Here is a 16,432-nt window from a genome sequence, read left to right as displayed (position 1 = left end):
TGCCGGTCGCGTGCCCGTGCGGTCCCGGTCAGGCGCCGCCGGTGAGCCGCAGCCGCACCGAGCGCTCCACGAGGATCGGCAGGAACGAGCGGACGCGGGCGCCGGAGAGCCGGTCGCAGGCCTCGCTCACGGCGCCGCGCACGGTGTCCGGCGCGACGCCCTCGGCGGTCCAGCGGGCGACCAGTCGCTCCCGGGTCTCCTCGAGGACGGCGTCGTCGCGGGTGGTGGGGGTGGCCTCCGGCATTCCCGTATTCAACGACCGGGGACCGGCTGGGCACCAGGGATCGACGGGTTGCTCACAACCGCCTCCCGGACCGGCGGGGGCAGCAGGTCGGCCCGGACCGGTCCACCCGCCGCGAGGACCGCTCCGACCGGGTAGGCGCGGGCGGCCGCGGGCAGCGGGCCCTCGTCCCCGGACAGGAGGACGGACACCCCGGCCGGGTCCGCATCGGGCCGGGCGTCGAGCCCGAGGCGGCGCAGCGCCTGGCCCGCGACCGCGCCCGCGCTGTCAAAGAGCCGCACCCCGGGCAGCGCCGCGGCGATCGCGTCCGACACGAGCGGGTAGTGCGTGCAGCCCAGCACCACCCCGGTCACGTCCGGCGGCGTCCGGGCCGCGCCGGCCGCCACGGCGCCGGCGATCGCGTCGGGGTCGGCGGTCTCCACCGCCCGCGCGAGCCCCGGGCACGGCACCGCGGTCGCCTGGCCCGGTGCGGCGAACAGCGCGACCAGGTCGGCCTGGTAGGCGCTCGCGCTGGTCGCCTCCGTGGCCCAGACCCCGAACGGCGTGCCGGTCGCGGCCGCCGGCTTGATCGCCGGCACGGTCCCGACGACGGGTCGGCGCGGCTCGAGCTCGGCCCGCAGCGGCACCAGGGCGTTGACGCTCGCGGTGTTGCACGGCACCACGACCGCGTCGGCACCCCGCGCGACCGCGAGCCGCGCGGCGGAGAGCACGCGCTCGACGATCCACTCGCCCGGCCGCGAGCCCCAGGGCATGCCCTCGGGGTCCATCAGCAGGTCGAGGTGCGCGTCCGGACGGAGGTGGCGCAGCCACCCCGCCGTCGGGAGCATGCCGAGACCGGAGTCGATGAGCGCGATGCGCACGCCAGGGAGACGGAGCGGAGCAGAGCTCGACCCAGCCACGCCCCGAGGGTAGCGGGGCGCTACACCATCGCCGCGCTGCCCACCTCCGGGTGCGAGCGGAAGAACTCGACCATGGGCCCGACGTGGTCGGCGAAGGACGGGCAGGAGACGCCGACCTCGGCGAGCAGCGCGGTGGTGGCCGCGGTGTCGTAGAGCGTCGGGTGGGTGAGGTAGTCCAGGGTCGACGACGGCACCCGGAACAGCCGTCCCACGCCGGGCACGTGGTCGATGGAGAAGGCGGCGAGCGCGGTGGGCATGGGCACCGCCCGCAGCCGCCGGCCGCCCGCCGCGGCGAACGCCTCGGCCATCTCCGTGACGGTCGGCGGGTCGGGCTGGGCCAGGGCGACGGTGCGACCGACGGCGGCGTCGTGCCCGGCGAGGGCCGCGATCCCGTCGACCACGAAGTCCGACGGCACGAGGTTGAACGCCACCCGGTCCGCGCCGCGCGGCAGCGGCATGAGGGCGGTCGAGCCCTGGCGCAGCAGCAGTTGGAGCACGTAGTAGGGGCCGTCGAACTTCTGCGTCCGCCCGGTCGTGGAGTCGCCGACCACCACCGACGGGCGGTAGATCGTCACCGGCAGGCCGGCGTCCCGGGCCTTCGCGACGACGCGCTCCGCCTCGTGCTTGGTGTGTTCGTAGTGGTTGGCGAACGGCTGCCCGAGCTCGAGGTCGTCCTCGTAGAACAGCCCGTCGTACCGCCCGGAGACGTAGCAGGTCGAGACGTACTGGAGCCGGCGCAGCCCGGCGCCCGCGGCGGCGCGCCACGCCAGGTCGACCACGTGCCGGGTGCCGTCGACGTTGACCGTCCAGGCGATCCCCGGCGCGACGGAGAGGTCGTACACGGCCGCCAGGTGGAAGATCTCGAGCTGCTCTCCGAGGAGTCGCTCGGTGACCGCGGGGTCGAGGCCGAGACCCGCCGTCGTGATGTCCCCGACGACGAGGTCGGTGCGGCCCGCGAGGGACGGCTCGGCCCGCTCGATCTCGGCGAGCGCCTCCCGGGCCCGGCCCAGCCACCGCTGCTGCACCAGCGCGACGGCGCGCGCCTCCGGGTCACGGCGCAGCGTGCGCGGCAGCAACGCGGACCCGAGGAATCCGGGGAACCCGGTGAACAGCACGGCACTCACGGCGGGCCTCCTGCACGACGGTGGGAGTCGGGAGACTATCCGGTACCTGCCGTACCGCCCGGTGAACCGCGGCACAGGTGTCAGCCGGGCGTGAGGGGGGCATCTCCGCACGGAGAACGACGTCGCGCACCGCTGCCGGCGTGACGACGTGGTGGAGAGGTGCGTGATGGCGGAGCGGATCGTCGTGGTGGGTGCGGGGTTCGCCGGGCTGGAGACGGTGAAACGCCTGGAGAAGGTGTTGCGCACCGAGATCACGAACGGCTCGATCGAGGTCGTCCTGGTCGCGCCCAACGACTACATGCTCTACCTGCCGCTGCTGCCGCAGGTCGCGTCGGGCGTCATCACCGCGCAGTCGGTGACGGTGCCGCTGCCGCGCGCGGTGAAGCGGGCGCACCGGCTGCCGGGCACGGTCGTCGGCGTGGACCTGGACCGGAAGTGCTGCGTGGTCCGCAAGATCTCCGGTGAGGAGGTCGAGCTGTCCTACGACCGACTCGTGCTCGCGCCGGGCAGCGTCACCCGGCAGTTCGACATCCCGGGCCTCGAGGAGCACGCCCTGGGGATGAAGAACCTCGCCCAGGCCGCCTACCTGCGCGACCACGTGCTGGCCCAGCTCGAACTCGCCAACGCGGCCACCGACGACGCCGAGCGCGCGGCGCGCTGCCGCTTCGTGGTGGTCGGCGGCGGCTACGCCGGCACCGAGACCGCGGCCTGCCTCCAGCTGCTGTGCGAGGCGGCGCTCAAGCGGTTCCCGCGCCTCGATCCCGGGATGGTGCGCTGGACGCTCGTCGACATCGCGCCGCGGCTGATGCCGGAGCTCGGGAAGAAGCTCGGCGAGCAGGCGCTCGACATCCTGCGGCGTCGCGGGGTGGAGATCAAGCTCGAGACCGGCATCAAGGAGGTCACCGACGAGGCGGTCACCTTCAGCGACGGCGAGGTGGTGCCCTGCCGCACGCTGGTCTGGACCGCCGGCGTCACCTCCAGCCCGCTGGTGAAGAACCTCGACGTCGAGCTCGTGCGCGGGCGGCTCAAGGTCGGGGCCGACCTGCAGGTCGAGGGACACCCGGGCGTGTTCGCCCTGGGCGACTCGGCCGCCGTGCCCGACCTGACCCAGGACGACCCCGACGCGATCTGCCCGCCGACCGCCCAGCACGCGACGCGCATGGCGAGCACGGCGGCCGACAACGTCGTCGCGTCCCTGCGCGGCGAGCCGCTCAGGCAGTACAAGCACCACGACCTCGGCCTGGTGGTGGACCTCGGCGGCTCGCAGGCCGTGGCGCACCCGCTGAACCTGGAGCTCAAGGGCGCCCCCGCGCAGGCGGTCACCCGCGGCTACCACCTGTTCGCGTTGCCGCTCATGCGGACGCGGGCCCGGGTCGTGGCCAACTGGATCCTGCACCTGTTCGGCGGCGACGACTTCATCCGCATCGGGTTCCTGGCCGACCGCCGGGCGACCGTGGACGAGTTCGAGGGCACCACGTCCTACCTGTCGCGCGACGAGATCCGCGCCCGGGCGTCCTGATCGCCGCGGTGCCGATGCCCCACCTCGACGACGTCGTCGCCCCCGACGGCACCCGGATCCGCTGGTGGGACAACGGGTGCGTCGGGCGCCCCGGGCCCGACGTGGTGATCTCGAACGGGCTCGGTGCCTCCCCGGCCGCCTGGCCGTGGCTGGGGGGCGACGGGCACCCGTCGTCGGGAACGCCGCGTGCCGTGACGTGGCACCACCGGGGGCTCGGTGGCTCGGAACGGCCCGCCGATCCGGAGCGGATCACGATCGGCGACCACGTCGACGACATGTTCGCCGTCATGGACGCGGCGGGCATCGCGTCGGCGGCGGTGGTCGGCTGGTCGGTCGGGGTCGCGGTGGCCTTCGAGGCGGCGCGCCGCGCGCCGGAGCGGGTCTCGTCGCTGCTGGTGCTCGGCGGGGTCGCGGGTGGCGGGTTCCGCAGCGGGCCCTCGTGGGCGCCGGAGTTCCTCACCCGCGGGATCTCGACGGCGAGCGCCTGGTCGCTGCGGCTGGTGGGGCCGCCGGTGGCGGGGCTGATCTCGCTGCTGCCGCGCAGCATGGATCTCGGAGCCGCCACGCCCCTCGCCTCGTTGGCCCCGCCGCCGCTGCAGACGCTCGCCGAGGTGGCGCGGGAGTTCTCCCACCACGACTGGACGTGGTTCTCGCAGATGGTGCTGGCGGCGGGGAAGGAGCCGCCGATCCCCGTCGACGGCGTCCGCGTGCCGACCACGGTGGTGGCGGGGGAGTTCGACACGATGGCCCCGGTCGAGGACATGGTGGCGCTCGCCGACGCCGTGCCCGACGCGCGGCTGGTCCGGGTGCCCGGCACGCACTTCGTGCCGCTGCAGTTCCCCGACCTGCTCGCCGCGGAGCTCGATCGGCTCCGGTCGCGCTAGCTGCGGGTGGCGAGGAACCGCAGCGCGAGGTCGTAGCCGAGCGTGCCCGCCCCGGCGATCACGGCGGTGGCCACCGGGGAGACGTAGGAGTGGTGCCGGAACGGCTCGCGGGTGTGCACGTTCGAGATGTGCACCTCGACGACCGGGCACGGGATCGCCGCGAGCGCGTCGCGGATCGCCACCGAGGTGTGGGTGTAGGCCCCGGGGTTGATGACGACGCCGGCGACGCCGGTCATCGCCTCGTGGATCGCGTCGATCAGCACGCCCTCGTGGTTGCTCTGCCGGGCGTCCACGTCGAGGCCGAGCTCGGTGCCGAGCGCGCGGACGCGGTCGTCGACGTCGGCGAGGGTCTCGGACCCGTAGATGCCGGGCTCCCGTCGCCCGAGCAGGTTCAGGTTCGGCCCGTGCAGCAGGAGTACCCGACGCGGACCTTGCGCTTCACGATTCTGCGACACGAACGCTCCAGACGATCACGCGGAGATAACAACAGCGGTGTGATTCGAGGGTCAAGGTCCCGGGTGGGGACGCCGATATGAGGAAAGCGCCCACCGAGGGCGGTACGCGCCACGAGGCAAACACTGGAGACGGAGTCTGTATGAGGACGGTTCTGATCTGCGACGACCGGCGCAGTGTCCGCGAGGGTCTGACCCGTGTCATGTCGGCCGTGCCCGGCGTGCAGCGCATCGACTGCGTGGCCACCCCGGAGGACCTGCTCGCCCGGTACGCGCGGCAGCCGGTCGACGTCGTGTTCATCGGGACGCAGCGCGCGGTCAGTGCGGGCGCGGAGGCCACCCGCCGGCTCGTGACGGCCCACCACCAGGCGAACGTCATCGTCTTCGGTGCTCCCGACGACGCGGGCAGCATCGCGGCCGCCATCGCGGGCGGGGCGCGGGGCTACCTGCGCTGGGACGCCTCGCGGCCCGAGCTGGTCGCCGCCCTCGCCTCCACGACGATGGGGGACGTCTTCCCGGCCCAGCGCCAGGCCTCGGAGCCCGGTGCGGGGATCAACCTCACCGAGCGCGAGATGCAGGTGCTCCGCGGGATGAGCCAGGGCAAGAGCAACGGCCAGATCGGGCGCGAGCTCTACCTGTCCGAGGACACGGTGAAGACCCACGCCCGCCGGCTGTTCCGCAAGCTCTCCGCCTCGGACCGCGCCCAGGCGGTGGCCCAGGGCTTCCGCTGCGGCCTCGTCAGCTGAGCCCGGTCCGGGGCCGGCCGGACCCGCGAACCGCCGAGTCGGAGGCGGCGGCATCGCAGGACGGCCGGAGCGGATCGCTGCGGAGGAGACGTCGCGGGTCCGGCCCGCGAGCGACGGGAGCACGCCCGACCGGGCAGGGTCCGGGCGTGCTCTCGCGACCTGCCGGCCTTCAGCCGGACAGCGGGCCGACCATCGCCGCGATGCGGTGGTCGGCGATCTCGGTGCGCGCGCGGCGCGCGGCCCCGAAGCGGTGCCGGATGCCGTCGGGGCCGGCGAGCCAGCCCTGGTAGGCGTCGAGGCGGTGCTCGAGGCGCTCGCCGTCGTCGGCGATCACCGTCACGAGGTAGCGCGACTCGCGCTCGAAGCGGTAGCGGGGCGTGGGCGGGGTCTTCACGGGCCTGGCCATCAGCGCGAATCGTACGGGCACGGAGTAACCACGCCCGGTGTACGCGCCGTCACGATCGGCCTCTAGGGTCCCCGATCGTGCTCCGAATGCTGGTGACGGTGGTCACGGCTGTGCTCCTGATGCCGATCGGGTTCGCCCATGCGGCCGATCCCGCCGGCTACGACCCGCCGGCCGGCCTGCCGGGGCAGAACGGCGACGTCATCCGCGCGGAGCCCGTCGCGACCCCGACGGTGCCCGCCCGCGGCACCCGGGTGCTCTACCGCAGCACCGACACCGACGGGCGCGCGATCGCGGTCAGCGGCATCGTGCTGCGGCCGCTCGCCCCGGCCAACGGCCGGCTGATCAGCTACGCGGTCGGCACCCAGGGCATCGCCGACCGCTGCGCGCCGTCGCGACAGTTCGCCGCGGGCACCGAGTACGAGGCGGCCTTCGTCGGCAGCCTCCTGGCCCGCGGATACACCGTCGCCGTCACCGACTACCAGGGGCTCGGCACGCCGGGCACCCACACCTACGTCAACCGGCTCGCGCAGGGCCACGCCGTCCTCGACGCCGCGCGGGCCGCGAAGGAGCTCGGCAGTGTCCGTCCCGACGCGCCGACCGCCATCGCGGGCTACTCGCAGGGCGGGGGCGCCTCGGCGTCGGCGGCCGAGCTCGCGCCGTCCTACGCGCCGGACGTGCAGCGCACCCTGGTCGGGGCCTACGCGGGGGCCGTCCCGGCCGATCTCGCCGCGACCGGGACCTACCTCGACGGCAAGCCCGCCGCCGGTCTCGTCGGCTACGCGCTCAACGGGTTCGACGCCGCCTACCCCGACCTGCGGGTGCCCGATCAGCTCAACGCCGCGGGCAGGCGGTTCCTCGCCGAGACGCGCGAGCAGTGCGTCGGCGACACCGTCCCGCGCTATCCCGGGCTGCGATCGGAGACCCTGACCGCCGACGGCAGCACCCTCGCGCAGATCCTCGCCCGCGAGCCCTTCCGCACCCGGGTCGAGCAGCAGCGCATCGGCACGATCGCGCCGCGCGTGCCCGTCCTCGTCGTCCACTCGATCGCCGACGACATCGTGCCGTTCGGTCAGGACGCGACGATGGTGCGGAACTGGTGCGCGCAGGGGGCCTCGGTGCAGTTCCTGCCGTTGCCGGTGCCGACCCACGTGGCCGGCGCGGTGGCCGGGTTCCCGCCGGCGCTCGCGTTCCTCGAGGCGCGGTTCGCGGGGCGGGCCACGCCGAGCACCTGCTGAGAGGCGGTCGGTTCCCGACCGCCTCGTCCGGCACGATCACCGGGTGCTCGAGACCTCCGCACGGCTGCTGCGCCTGCTCTCCCTGCTCCAGACCCGGCCCGAGTGGTCCGGGCCGGAGCTCGCGGAGCGTCTCGGGATCTCGGTGCGCACGGTCCGGCGGGACGTGGAGAAGCTCCGCGCCCTCGACTACCCGGTCGAGGTGGATCTCGGGCCGGCCGGCGGCTACCGCCTCGGCGCGGGCGCCGCGCTGCCGCCGCTGCTGCTCGACGACGAGGAGGCCGTCGCGGTCGCGGTGAGCCTGCAGACCGCGGGCGGGGCGGGGATCGCCGGGCTCTCGGAGACCGCCGTCGGTGCGCTGGTGAAGCTCGAGCGGATCCTGCCGGAGCGGTTGCGACGACGGGTCGGTGCGGTCGGGGTGTCGACGGTCGCGCCGGTGCGGCCCCTGCCGTCGGTGGAGCCGGCCACGCTCGTCGCCGTCGGGGGCGCCTGCCGGGACCGACGGGTGCTCGAGCTCGACTACACCGCCCACGACGGGACGGGTTCCCGACGGCGGGTCGAGCCGCACCACCTCGTGGCCTGGGGGCGGCGGTGGTACCTGCTCGCCTACGACCTCGGCCGCGACGACTGGCGGACGCTGCGGCTCGACCGGATCGTGCCGCGGGTCGCCCCGGACGGGCTCGCGACCGGACCGCGGTTCGCGCCGCGGGACGTCCCCGGCGGGGACCCGGCGGAGTACGTGGCCTCCAAGATCCGCGACGTGCGGCCGGTGCGGTGCCGGGCGCGGGTGCACGCGGGCGCCGACGAGGTGCGCGCACGGATCTGGACCGACCAGGCCGCGCTCGAGGACCTGGGCGACGGCACCTGTCGGGTGCGCCTCGCGGGCGACGACGTGGAGGGGGTCGCCGTCGTGTTCGCCGCGCTGGGGTTCGAGTTCGAGGTCGAGGAGCCCGCCGAGCTGGGCACCGCGCTGCTCGGGATGGCGCAGCGGTGCGCTCGGGCCGCAGATTCCGTGGGCCGGGGTGTTGCGCCCCGCCCGAGTTAGGCTAGGCTCACCTCAGCGAGATCGAGAGCACGACGATCCGCTCACGAACCGGCCGCGAGGGTGTTGTGGTGGCGCCCGAGGTGGCTGCGCAGGAGGAGGGCGCCGGGCTCGAGGGACGAGCCCGGCGCCGTCCTCGTCATCGTAGCCCTCAGGCGGGGCGCAGGCCCGGTGAGCGGTCGGCCACCGTGAAGGCCGCCGCCGTCCGCACCGGGGCACCCGGCGTCGAGACCCGGTCCACGACCCGCACCGCCGTGCGCATCACGTCCGCCTCGAACCGCGCGGTGAGGTAGCCCCGGCGGTCGGAGCCGAACCGGATGTGCGGGTTCTCTGCCAGTGCCTCGGTGACCTCGGCCGGCGTGTCCGCGCCGTCGCCGCCCGAGGTGATCGAGCTCGACACCAGCTCCGTGCCGACGACGGGCGAGCTCGGGTCTCCGGAGCGCGCCTTCACGTCGGCCACGTACTGGGTGTGGATGTCGCCGGAGAGCACCACCGCGTTGCGCACCCTCGCCTGCTGCCACGCGGCGACGATCCGGTCGCGCTCGGCCGCGTAGCCGTCCCAGGCGTCCGGGTTGAACCCGCGCGGCGGGCCGGGCACGAGGTCGAGCGCGGAGAAGAACACCTGCTGGCCGAGGACGTCCCAGCGCGCGCGGGACCGGTGGAACCCGTCGACGAGCCAGCGTTCCTGCGCGCCGCCGGTCAGGGTGCGCCGCGGGTCGGTCAGCGCCGCGCAGTCGCTCGGGTAGGTGTCGCCGCACGCCTGGTCGTCGCGGTACTGCCGGGTGTCGAGCATGTGGAAGGTCGCGGTGTCGCCCCAGCTCAGGCGGCGGTAGCACTGGATCGACGAGCCGCGGGGCCGCTGCGCCGCGCGGACCGGCATGTTCTCGTACCAGGCGCGGAAGGCGGCGGCGCGCCGGGCGACGAACCCGGGGTCCGGCGTCTCGGGGACGTCGCCGGCCCAGTTGTTCGACACCTCGTGGTCGTCGAACACGCTGATCCAGGGCGCGGCCGCGTGGGCGGCCTGCAGGTCGGCGTCGGCGTGGTGGTAGGCGTACCGGGTGCGGTAGCCCGCGAGGTCGCGCGGCTCGGGCGTCTCGTAGCTGCGGGGGTTGCCGCTGGGGGCCCGGTAGGTCCCCGCCGCCTCCTCGTAGATGTAGTCGCCGAGGAACAGCACGACGTCGGGCTGCTCCTCGGCGAGGTGCCGGTAGGCGGTGAAGTACCCGTGCTCGTACATCGCGCACGAGGCGAACGCGATCGTCAGGGGAGCCAGCCCGCGGGCGGGTGCGGTGCGGGTGACCCCGACCGGTGAGATCCGGCCCAGTGCGCCGAACCGGTAGAAGAAGGTGCCGCCCGCCGGGAGACCGCGGGGCTCGACGTGCACGGCGTAGCCGTCCTGCGGCCCGGTGCGGGCGCGGCCGGCGGCGCGGACCCGGGTGAAGCGCTCGTCGTCGGCGATCTGCCAGTCGACGTCGACCGCGCCCTCGATCATGCCGCCGTCGGGCTCGCGCGGGTCGCGGGCCAGGCGTGTCCAGAGCACGACGCCGTCGGGGGTCGGGTCGCCCGACGCGACGCCCAGGGTGAACACCTCGCCGGACGCCGGGGCGGCGAGCGCGCGGGGGACGGTGAGACTGCTGGTCGCCGCGGCGGCGAGCGCGGCGGCGCCCCCGAGCAGGACGGCCCGCCGTGTGGTGGTGGGGGACACCGCTGCATGGTCGCCCGATCGTGGGTGCTCCCGGGTGACCCCGGTGCGACGTGCGGGGGAGCGTCGGGTGTCGGGTCGGAGACCGATCCGGACGAACCACGCGAGGTTCACCTCAGGCAGGTTCGGGGGCCTGCCGAGATGCCTGACGTGAACCTCGCGGCGCCGGCCCGCTCCCGTTCGCTCGTGTCGGCGCTGCTCGCCCGCCTTGTCACGGCCTCCCGCCCGGGCCCGCCCGCCTTGTCGTTCTGATTCGCAACGACAAGGTAGGCGCGCTCCGGCGGCAGCCCGCGACAAGGCCGGGTCGGGGTGCACGACCCGCCGTCGGGGCGGGAGCCGCTCGCCGAGGGGCACGTCGTCCTCCCGCTGTCGACTTCCCCGAAACGGCACCCACGGTCGGTGGCGCCCTCCTACCGTGAGGTCCTCGATCATCTCCGGACGAGGTCAGGAGCCCCGTGATGTCCCAGCCGTTCGACGCCGACACCGCCGCGATGCGGACGGGGGCGGGCCGGCTCTCGACGGCGGGGAGCGGGTTCTCGACGGCGGGTGCGCAGGCCGCGGGCGCGGCGGGCTCGGCCGGCGGCGGCGTCAACGGCGGGAGCCTCGCCGGTGCCCTGGCCGCGCTCGGCGCCGAGCTGGCGACCCGCACCCAGGAGCTGGCGAACGCCGCCGCGGCGACCGCGGGCACCGTCGTGACGGCCGCGGGGAACTACGAGACCGTCGACGGCGGCGCGGCCGGCGCGATCGATGCCACGATCCCGGATGCTGGTGGCGGGGGCACCTCCGACGCCGCGGCGAGCCGCTAGAACCGGGCGCCCGCGTCGGCCGCGGCGGCGTAGATGCCCAGCACCCCGGCGAGCAGCGGCAGCACCGCCACCGCCACGCCCGTCTCCAGCCACGACAGCAGCCGCTGCGTGCGCGGCCGGCGCCACCAGGCCGGGAGGCCCGCCTCGTCGTCGCCGTTCCCGTCCGCGGTGCGCAGCGCGCCGCCGAGCCCCACGAGCCCGCCGATGACGGCGACCGCCGCCGCCGCGACCACGGCCCGCGCCCCCGGTCCGCCGGTGAGCACGAGCGCCCACCCGACCCCGGCCAGGCCCACCACGCCGGCCCCGACCGCGGCCGCCGAGTCGCCCACGAACACCGACCGACGTGCCCGCAGCACCGCCGTGAGCGCCACGGCCGCGCAGAAACCGAGGACCATGCCCCCGCCGGACGAGGTCGCGAGGACCCACAGGCCGATCGCCGCCGCGACGCTGCCCGCCACCACCGTCAGGTCGAGGGTCCGTCGGGTGGCGGCGGCGTGGTCGACGAGGTGCTCGGCGTCCTCGCGCGGCTCGATCCAGGTGCGGCTGCGGGTGACGAGCCAGGGCAGCGCCACGAGCAGCACCAGCCAGAGCGTGAGCGCCACGGCGATCGCGCGCGGCGCGGGCAGGACCCCGCCCGCCACCAGCGCGGACGGCAGCGCGAACCCGGCCCCGAGCGTCCCCGCCGCCGCCCACCAGGGCCCGCGTGCACCGACCACCAGCCAGGCCGACGCGGCGCCCACGGCGAGCGCCGCGCCGGCCAGCGTCAGCACCGGGGGCAGGCCCCCACGCACGACCAGGCCGCCCGCCACGCCCGCGGCGACCCACGCGGGGAGCGAGGCCAGCGCCGCGCCCGACGTCGGCAGGTCGATCCCGGGCTCGGCGTCGAGCGGCGTGGTCGGCCGGGTGCGGCGCTGCAGCGCGGCCAGGCCGAGCAGCATCGCCGCGAGCGCCAGCGGCACGAGCGGACCGCCGGGCACCGCCAGCGACAGCGACGCCCCGACCGCCGAGACGACGACGAGCAGCACCGTCACCAGCACCCCGACGCGCCGCACGGTCCACCGCGGGACCCGGCCCGCGCCCTCGGCGAGGGCGACGAGCCCGTCGTCGACCGGCTGCGCGGGGCGCGGCATCGGCCACGGTCCGAGGTGCAGCACGTCGCCGTCGCGCACCCCGGCCGCCTCGAGCGAGACGCCGGGCGGCATCGGTCCGGCGCCGGTGCGGTGCAGGTACCAGGGCCGCCCGTCCGCGCCGCGCACCAGCGGCGCCCCGGGCAGCAGCCGCGCCGCGAGCTCGTCGACGACCTCCGCGACGGTGGCGTCCGCCGGCAGTGCCGCGTCGACCGCGCCCTCGGGTCCCCGCACCCGCACCGTGCACCAGGAGCCCTCGGCGGCCGGGGCGTCCCGGCCGCCGAGGGCGGGCGGGGAGGGCTGACGGGCCATGGCCATGAACGACATCCTCGTGCACCGACCACCCCGCGGTGGGCCGGTTCGACCAACTCCCGAGCCCGTCCGGCTCGTCCCCCCGCCGGCCTCGGGCGGTGGCGGGGCGCCGACGCCGTGGACCTACGCGCTGTTCCCGCTGCTCGGCAGCGGCGGCATCCTCGTCTTCGCGATCGTCAACCGGAACCCGATCTACTTCCTCGCCGGCGGGATCTTCGTGATCGGCGCCCTCGGCATGGGCGTGATGATGTTGCTGCAGACCCGTGGCCGCTCGCGCGAGCAGGGGACCGACACGCGGCTGCGCTACGTCGCCCACCTCGCCGCCGTGCGCGCCGAGCTGCGGGCGGCCGCCGACGACCAGCGCCGCGTCGCGGAGGAGCAGCACCCCGACCCGCCGCTGCTCGTCGGGTTCCCGGAGCGCGCCGAGCGGCTCTGGGAACGGCGGCCCGACGACCCCGACTTCCTCGTCCTGCGCGTCGGTCGGGCCCGGGTCCCGGGGGTCGCCGCGCCCGTCCTCGCCGACGCCGACCCCACCGAGCCCCGCGACCCCGGCACGGAGGCCGCGGCCCGCCGCCTCGTCGACCGGCTGGGCCCGGTGCCGGACGTACCCGTCGCGGTCCCGCTGCGCGGGGCGGTCGCGGTCGTCGGCGACCCGGTCCGCGGCCGGGCCCTCGCCCGCGCGATGCTCGCCCAGCTCGCGGCGCTGCACGCGCCCGACGACGTCCGGGTCGCGGTCTGCTGCCCGGACGGCCCCGAGGCCGACGCCGCCCGGGCCGCGTGGGACTGGGTGAAGTGGCTGCCCCACGCGCGGCACCCCTCCGGCGGCGGCGCCGACGGCACCGGCCTGCTCGTCGCCGAGGACCCCGGATCCCTCCGGCGCCTGCTCGGTGCCGAGCTGGACCGGCGGCGCGGCGGCGGTCGGTCGTCCCCGACGTCGGGTCCGGCGCTCGTCGTCCTCGTCGACGGCGCCCTGCCCGTGCCCGACCCGCTCGGCGACCTGCCCGGCCTCGGGGTCGGCGTGCTGCACGTCGTCGCCGACCCGCTGGACCGGCCGACGGCGGCCGGGGTCAGCGTGCACGTCGGCGACCGGCACGGTCTCGAGGTCCGCCGCGGCCGCGACGGGACCCCACCGCCCGAGCTGGCCGGGCTCGCCGTCGCGACCGGTCTCGTGCCCGACGTCCTCGGGCTCGCCGAGGCGGAGACGCTCGCGCGGCGCCTGACCCCGATGCGGCTCTCGCGCCGTGCCGGGCGCGGGGCGCTGGCCGAGGTCAGCGGGCTGGCGGGCCTCATCGGGGTCGACGACGTCGCCGCGCTCGACCCCGCCGTGACCTGGCGGCGCCGCTCGGAGGCGGAGCTGCTGCGCGTGCCGCTCGGCGTGGACGGCGACGGCGCGCCGGTCGAGCTGGACCTCAAGGAGGCGGCGCTCTCCGGGATGGGGCCGCACGGGCTCGTCGTCGGCGCGACCGGGTCGGGGAAGTCCGAGCTGCTGCGCACGCTGGTCACCGGCCTCGCCGCCACGCACCCGCCGGACGACCTCGCCCTCGTACTCGTCGACTACAAGGGCGGGGCGACGTTCGCGGGCATGGCGACGCTGCCGCACGTCGCCGGGTCGATCACCGACCTGGAGGACGACCCGGAGACCGTCGACCGGTTCGGCGACGCCCTGCGCTCCGAACTGCGCCGTCGGGAGCAGCTCCTGCGCGACGCCGGCAACCTCACCGGCATCCGCGAGCACCGGCGCCTGCGCCTCGCGCGCGGCGAGACGGTGCCCGTGCTGCCGCACCTGCTCGTCGTCGTCGACGAGTTCTCCGAGCTGCTCACCGCACAGCCGGACTTCATCGACCTGTTCGTGCAGGTCGGGCGGGTCGGGCGGTCGTTGGGCGTGCACCTGCTGCTCGCCACGCAGCGGCTCGAGGAGGGACGGCTGCGGGGCCTCGACTCGCACCTGTCCTACCGGCTCGCGCTGCGCACGTTCTCCGCCGCGGAGAGCCGCACCGTCATCGGCAACACCGACGCCTTCGACCTGCCGTCGGTGCCGGGATCGGCCTACCTCAAGGTCGACACCAGCGTGTACCGGCGGCTGCGGGTGTCCACCGTGTCCGCGCCGTACGCCGAGCCCGTCCGCGGCCGGGTGCGCCCTCCGCGCGCCCGCGTCTTCCGTGCCTTCGACTCCCGCGGCGAGGCCGGCGACACCCTGCCGGCCCTCGGGCCGGACCTCTCCGACCCCGAGCAGCGCTCCACGCTCGACGTCGTCGTGGAGCGGCTGCGCGCGGCCGCCGACCCGGTGCACCAGGTGTGGCTGCCGCCGCTGCCGGCGGCCCTGCCGCTGACCACGGTGCTGCCCCGCCCCGCCCTCACCGCGGGGAACGGGCTGCTCGCGCCGCGGCCGGGTCCGCTGACCGTCGCGCTCGGCGTCGTCGACCGGCCCGACCGGCAGGCGCAGGAACCGCTCGTGGTCGACCTGTCCGGCACCGGGGGACACCTCGGCGTCGTCGGGGCGCCGCGCACCGGCAAGAGCACGGCCCTGCGCACCCTCGTCACCGCCGCGGCCCTCACCCACACCCCGGCCGAGCTCGTCGTCTACGCCATCGACCTCGGTGGCGGGTCGTTGGCCGCACTGGAGCGGTGGCCGCACGTGGGCGGGGTCGCGGGGCGACAGCGCCCGGAGGTGGTGCGGCGCCTCGTCGCCCAGCTCGAGTCGCTGGTGGCCGATCGGGAGCGCTCGTTCGCCACGCGCGGGGTCGAGTCGATGGCGGAGCTGCGCGACCGGCCGTCCACGGAGGTCGCCGTGGTCGACCCGGAACCCGACGTCCTCCTCCTGGTCGACGACTGGGGTGCGCTGCGCACGGAGTTCGAGGACCTCGAGCCGCGGCTGACCGCGCTGGCCGCGCGCGGGCTCGGCTACGGGGTGCACCTCGTGATCACCGCGGGGCGGTGGTGGGACATGCGTCCGGCGCTGCGGGACGCCCTCGGGACCCGCATCGAGCTGCGGCTGGGCGACTCCGCGGACTCCGTGATCGACCGGCGGGCCGCGCGGAGCGTGCCCGCCACCCCGGGGCGGGCCCTCGTCGGCGCCGGGTTCAGGGCCCAGCTCGCGCTGCCGGTCATCACCGACGCGACCGGATGCACCGAGGACGCGGCGACGACGGCCGGCCGGGCGGCGGCGGGATGGTCGGGCCCCGCCGCGCCGCCGATCCGGATGCTGCCGCCCCTCGTGCCGATGGACACCCTGCCGCCCGGGGCGGTCGGCCTGCGGGAGAGCGACCTCGGGCCGCTCCGCCTCGACCTGCTCGGCGGTCGGGACCCGCACCTGCTCGTGCTCGGCGACGCCGGGTCGGGGCGGACGGCGGCCCTGCGCGCGCTGGTCGCCGCGCTGTGCGCCGCCCATCCGCCGGAGGACCTGCGGGTGGTGGTCGTCGACTACCGGCGGACCCTGCTCGACGCCGTGCCGCCGGAGCACCTCTCGGTGTACGTCGGCTCGGCGCCCGCGGCGGCGGAGACGCTGCCCGCGGCGGCCGCGCGGATGAGCACGCGGCTGCCCGGACCGGACGTGGCCCCGGCGCGGCTGCGCGCGCGGGACTGGTGGGACGGCCCGCACATGCTGGTGGTGGTCGACGATCACGACCTGGTGGCCACTCCGGGCGGGGACCCGCTCGCGGCGCTGCTCGACCTGCTGCCGCAGGGCCGCGACATCGGGCTGCACGTGGTGCTCGCGCGGTCGGCGGCGGGGGCGGCGGCCGGGATGATGCAGCCGGTGCTGCGCCGGCTGCGGGAACTCGGCGGCCCGGGGCTGATGCTCTCCGGTCCCCGCGACGAGGGCGCCCTGCTGCACGGCGTGCGCGCGAAGGACCTCCCGCCGGGCCGGGCGCAGTACGTCACCCGCCGCGCGGAGCCGCAGCTCGTCCAGCTCGGGTGGGTGCCGGAGGCGGAGGTCTGAGGGGCG

At 76.2% G+C, this 16,432-nt stretch carries 14 protein-coding genes; 7 read left to right on the top strand and 7 right to left on the bottom strand.

Features of this window, described 5'->3' with window-relative positions; translation table 11 throughout:
• Positions 1 to 28 precede the first annotated feature (28 nt).
• From QSK00_RS00425 to QSK00_RS00415, 3 genes are read right to left on the bottom strand one after another with little or no spacing between them, the layout of a single operon-like run.
• Positions 29 to 244 carry a three-helix bundle dimerization domain-containing protein gene (locus QSK00_RS00425; protein WP_285586340.1) on the bottom strand — a complete coding sequence of 72 codons (216 nt, stop codon included), beginning with the start codon at positions 242 to 244 and terminating at the stop codon, positions 29 to 31.
• A gap of 8 nt (positions 245 to 252) precedes the next feature.
• The gene (locus QSK00_RS00420; RefSeq protein WP_285586339.1) at positions 253 to 1,140 is read right to left on the bottom strand and encodes a glutamate racemase; all 888 of its coding nucleotides are present in this window, start codon (positions 1,138 to 1,140) and stop codon (positions 253 to 255) included.
• A 20-nt stretch (positions 1,141 to 1,160) separates the two neighbouring features.
• Positions 1,161 to 2,264 carry an SDR family oxidoreductase gene (locus tag QSK00_RS00415; protein ID WP_285586337.1) on the bottom strand — a complete coding sequence of 368 codons (1,104 nt, stop codon included), beginning with the start codon at positions 2,262 to 2,264 and terminating at the stop codon, positions 1,161 to 1,163.
• Between the two features lie 166 nt (positions 2,265 to 2,430).
• Between QSK00_RS00415 and QSK00_RS00410 the strand changes: the two genes are divergently transcribed.
• Together QSK00_RS00410 and QSK00_RS00405 are read left to right on the top strand one after the other, a co-directional pair.
• Entirely contained in the window at positions 2,431 to 3,783 is a 1,353-nt protein-coding gene (locus QSK00_RS00410; RefSeq protein ID WP_285586335.1) for an NAD(P)/FAD-dependent oxidoreductase, read from the top strand.
• Positions 3,784 to 3,797: 14 nt separating this feature from the next.
• A complete protein-coding gene (locus QSK00_RS00405) occupies positions 3,798 to 4,667 on the top strand; it encodes an alpha/beta fold hydrolase (RefSeq protein WP_285587892.1) in 870 nt (289 codons plus the stop codon).
• Here the strand turns inward: QSK00_RS00405 and aroQ are convergent.
• A complete protein-coding gene (gene aroQ, locus QSK00_RS00400; protein ID WP_285586333.1) occupies positions 4,664 to 5,122 on the bottom strand; it encodes a type II 3-dehydroquinate dehydratase in 459 nt (152 codons plus the stop codon). The two genes, QSK00_RS00405 and aroQ, sit on opposite strands and share 4 nt — an antisense overlap.
• 140 nt (positions 5,123 to 5,262) lie before the next feature.
• Here aroQ and QSK00_RS00395 point away from each other — a divergent pair, with 140 nt between their 5' ends.
• Complete coding sequence (locus tag QSK00_RS00395; RefSeq protein ID WP_285586332.1) at positions 5,263 to 5,865, top strand: response regulator transcription factor; 603 nt, start codon at positions 5,263 to 5,265, stop codon at positions 5,863 to 5,865.
• A gap of 169 nt (positions 5,866 to 6,034) precedes the next feature.
• On the opposite strand, the gene QSK00_RS00390 is transcribed toward QSK00_RS00395, so the two are convergent.
• Positions 6,035 to 6,271, bottom strand: coding sequence for a hypothetical protein (locus tag QSK00_RS00390; RefSeq protein WP_285586331.1), 237 nt, complete (start codon positions 6,269 to 6,271; stop codon positions 6,035 to 6,037).
• A gap of 86 nt (positions 6,272 to 6,357) precedes the next feature.
• On the opposite strand from QSK00_RS00390, the gene QSK00_RS00385 reads away from it, so the two are divergent.
• A complete protein-coding gene (locus tag QSK00_RS00385; RefSeq protein ID WP_285587890.1) occupies positions 6,358 to 7,506 on the top strand; it encodes a lipase family protein in 1,149 nt (382 codons plus the stop codon).
• A 43-nt stretch (positions 7,507 to 7,549) separates the two neighbouring features.
• A complete protein-coding gene (locus QSK00_RS00380) occupies positions 7,550 to 8,548 on the top strand; it encodes a helix-turn-helix transcriptional regulator (protein ID WP_285586329.1) in 999 nt (332 codons plus the stop codon).
• 148 nt (positions 8,549 to 8,696) lie between these two features.
• Here QSK00_RS00380 and QSK00_RS00375 read toward each other — a convergent pair whose 3' ends face one another.
• Complete coding sequence (locus QSK00_RS00375) at positions 8,697 to 10,247, bottom strand: alkaline phosphatase D family protein (protein WP_285586327.1); 1,551 nt, start codon at positions 10,245 to 10,247, stop codon at positions 8,697 to 8,699.
• Between the two features lie 455 nt (positions 10,248 to 10,702).
• Between QSK00_RS00375 and QSK00_RS00370 the strand changes: the two genes are divergently transcribed.
• Complete coding sequence (locus QSK00_RS00370; protein WP_285586325.1) at positions 10,703 to 11,050, top strand: type VII secretion target; 348 nt, start codon at positions 10,703 to 10,705, stop codon at positions 11,048 to 11,050.
• Here QSK00_RS00370 and QSK00_RS00365 read toward each other — a convergent pair.
• Positions 11,047 to 12,495, bottom strand: a complete 1,449-nt coding sequence (locus QSK00_RS00365) for an EsaB/YukD family protein (RefSeq protein ID WP_285586323.1) — start codon at positions 12,493 to 12,495, stop codon at positions 11,047 to 11,049. The two genes, QSK00_RS00370 and QSK00_RS00365, sit on opposite strands and share 4 nt — an antisense overlap.
• Here QSK00_RS00365 and eccCb point away from each other — a divergent pair.
• Positions 12,488 to 16,426: a type VII secretion protein EccCb gene (eccCb, locus tag QSK00_RS00360; protein WP_285586321.1), complete on the top strand. Its 3,939-nt coding sequence runs from the start codon at positions 12,488 to 12,490 to the stop codon at positions 16,424 to 16,426. The genes QSK00_RS00365 and eccCb overlap by 8 nt on opposite strands.
• The last annotated feature ends 6 nt before the right edge of the window (positions 16,427 to 16,432 follow it).

Source organism: Actinomycetospora sp. NBRC 106378 (assembly GCF_030269685.1).
In the GTDB taxonomy this organism is placed as follows: Bacteria; Actinomycetota; Actinomycetes; order Mycobacteriales; family Pseudonocardiaceae; genus Actinomycetospora.
The sequence above is the reverse complement of the archived record's forward strand: the minus strand, read 5'-3'. Positions and strand labels throughout refer to the sequence as shown.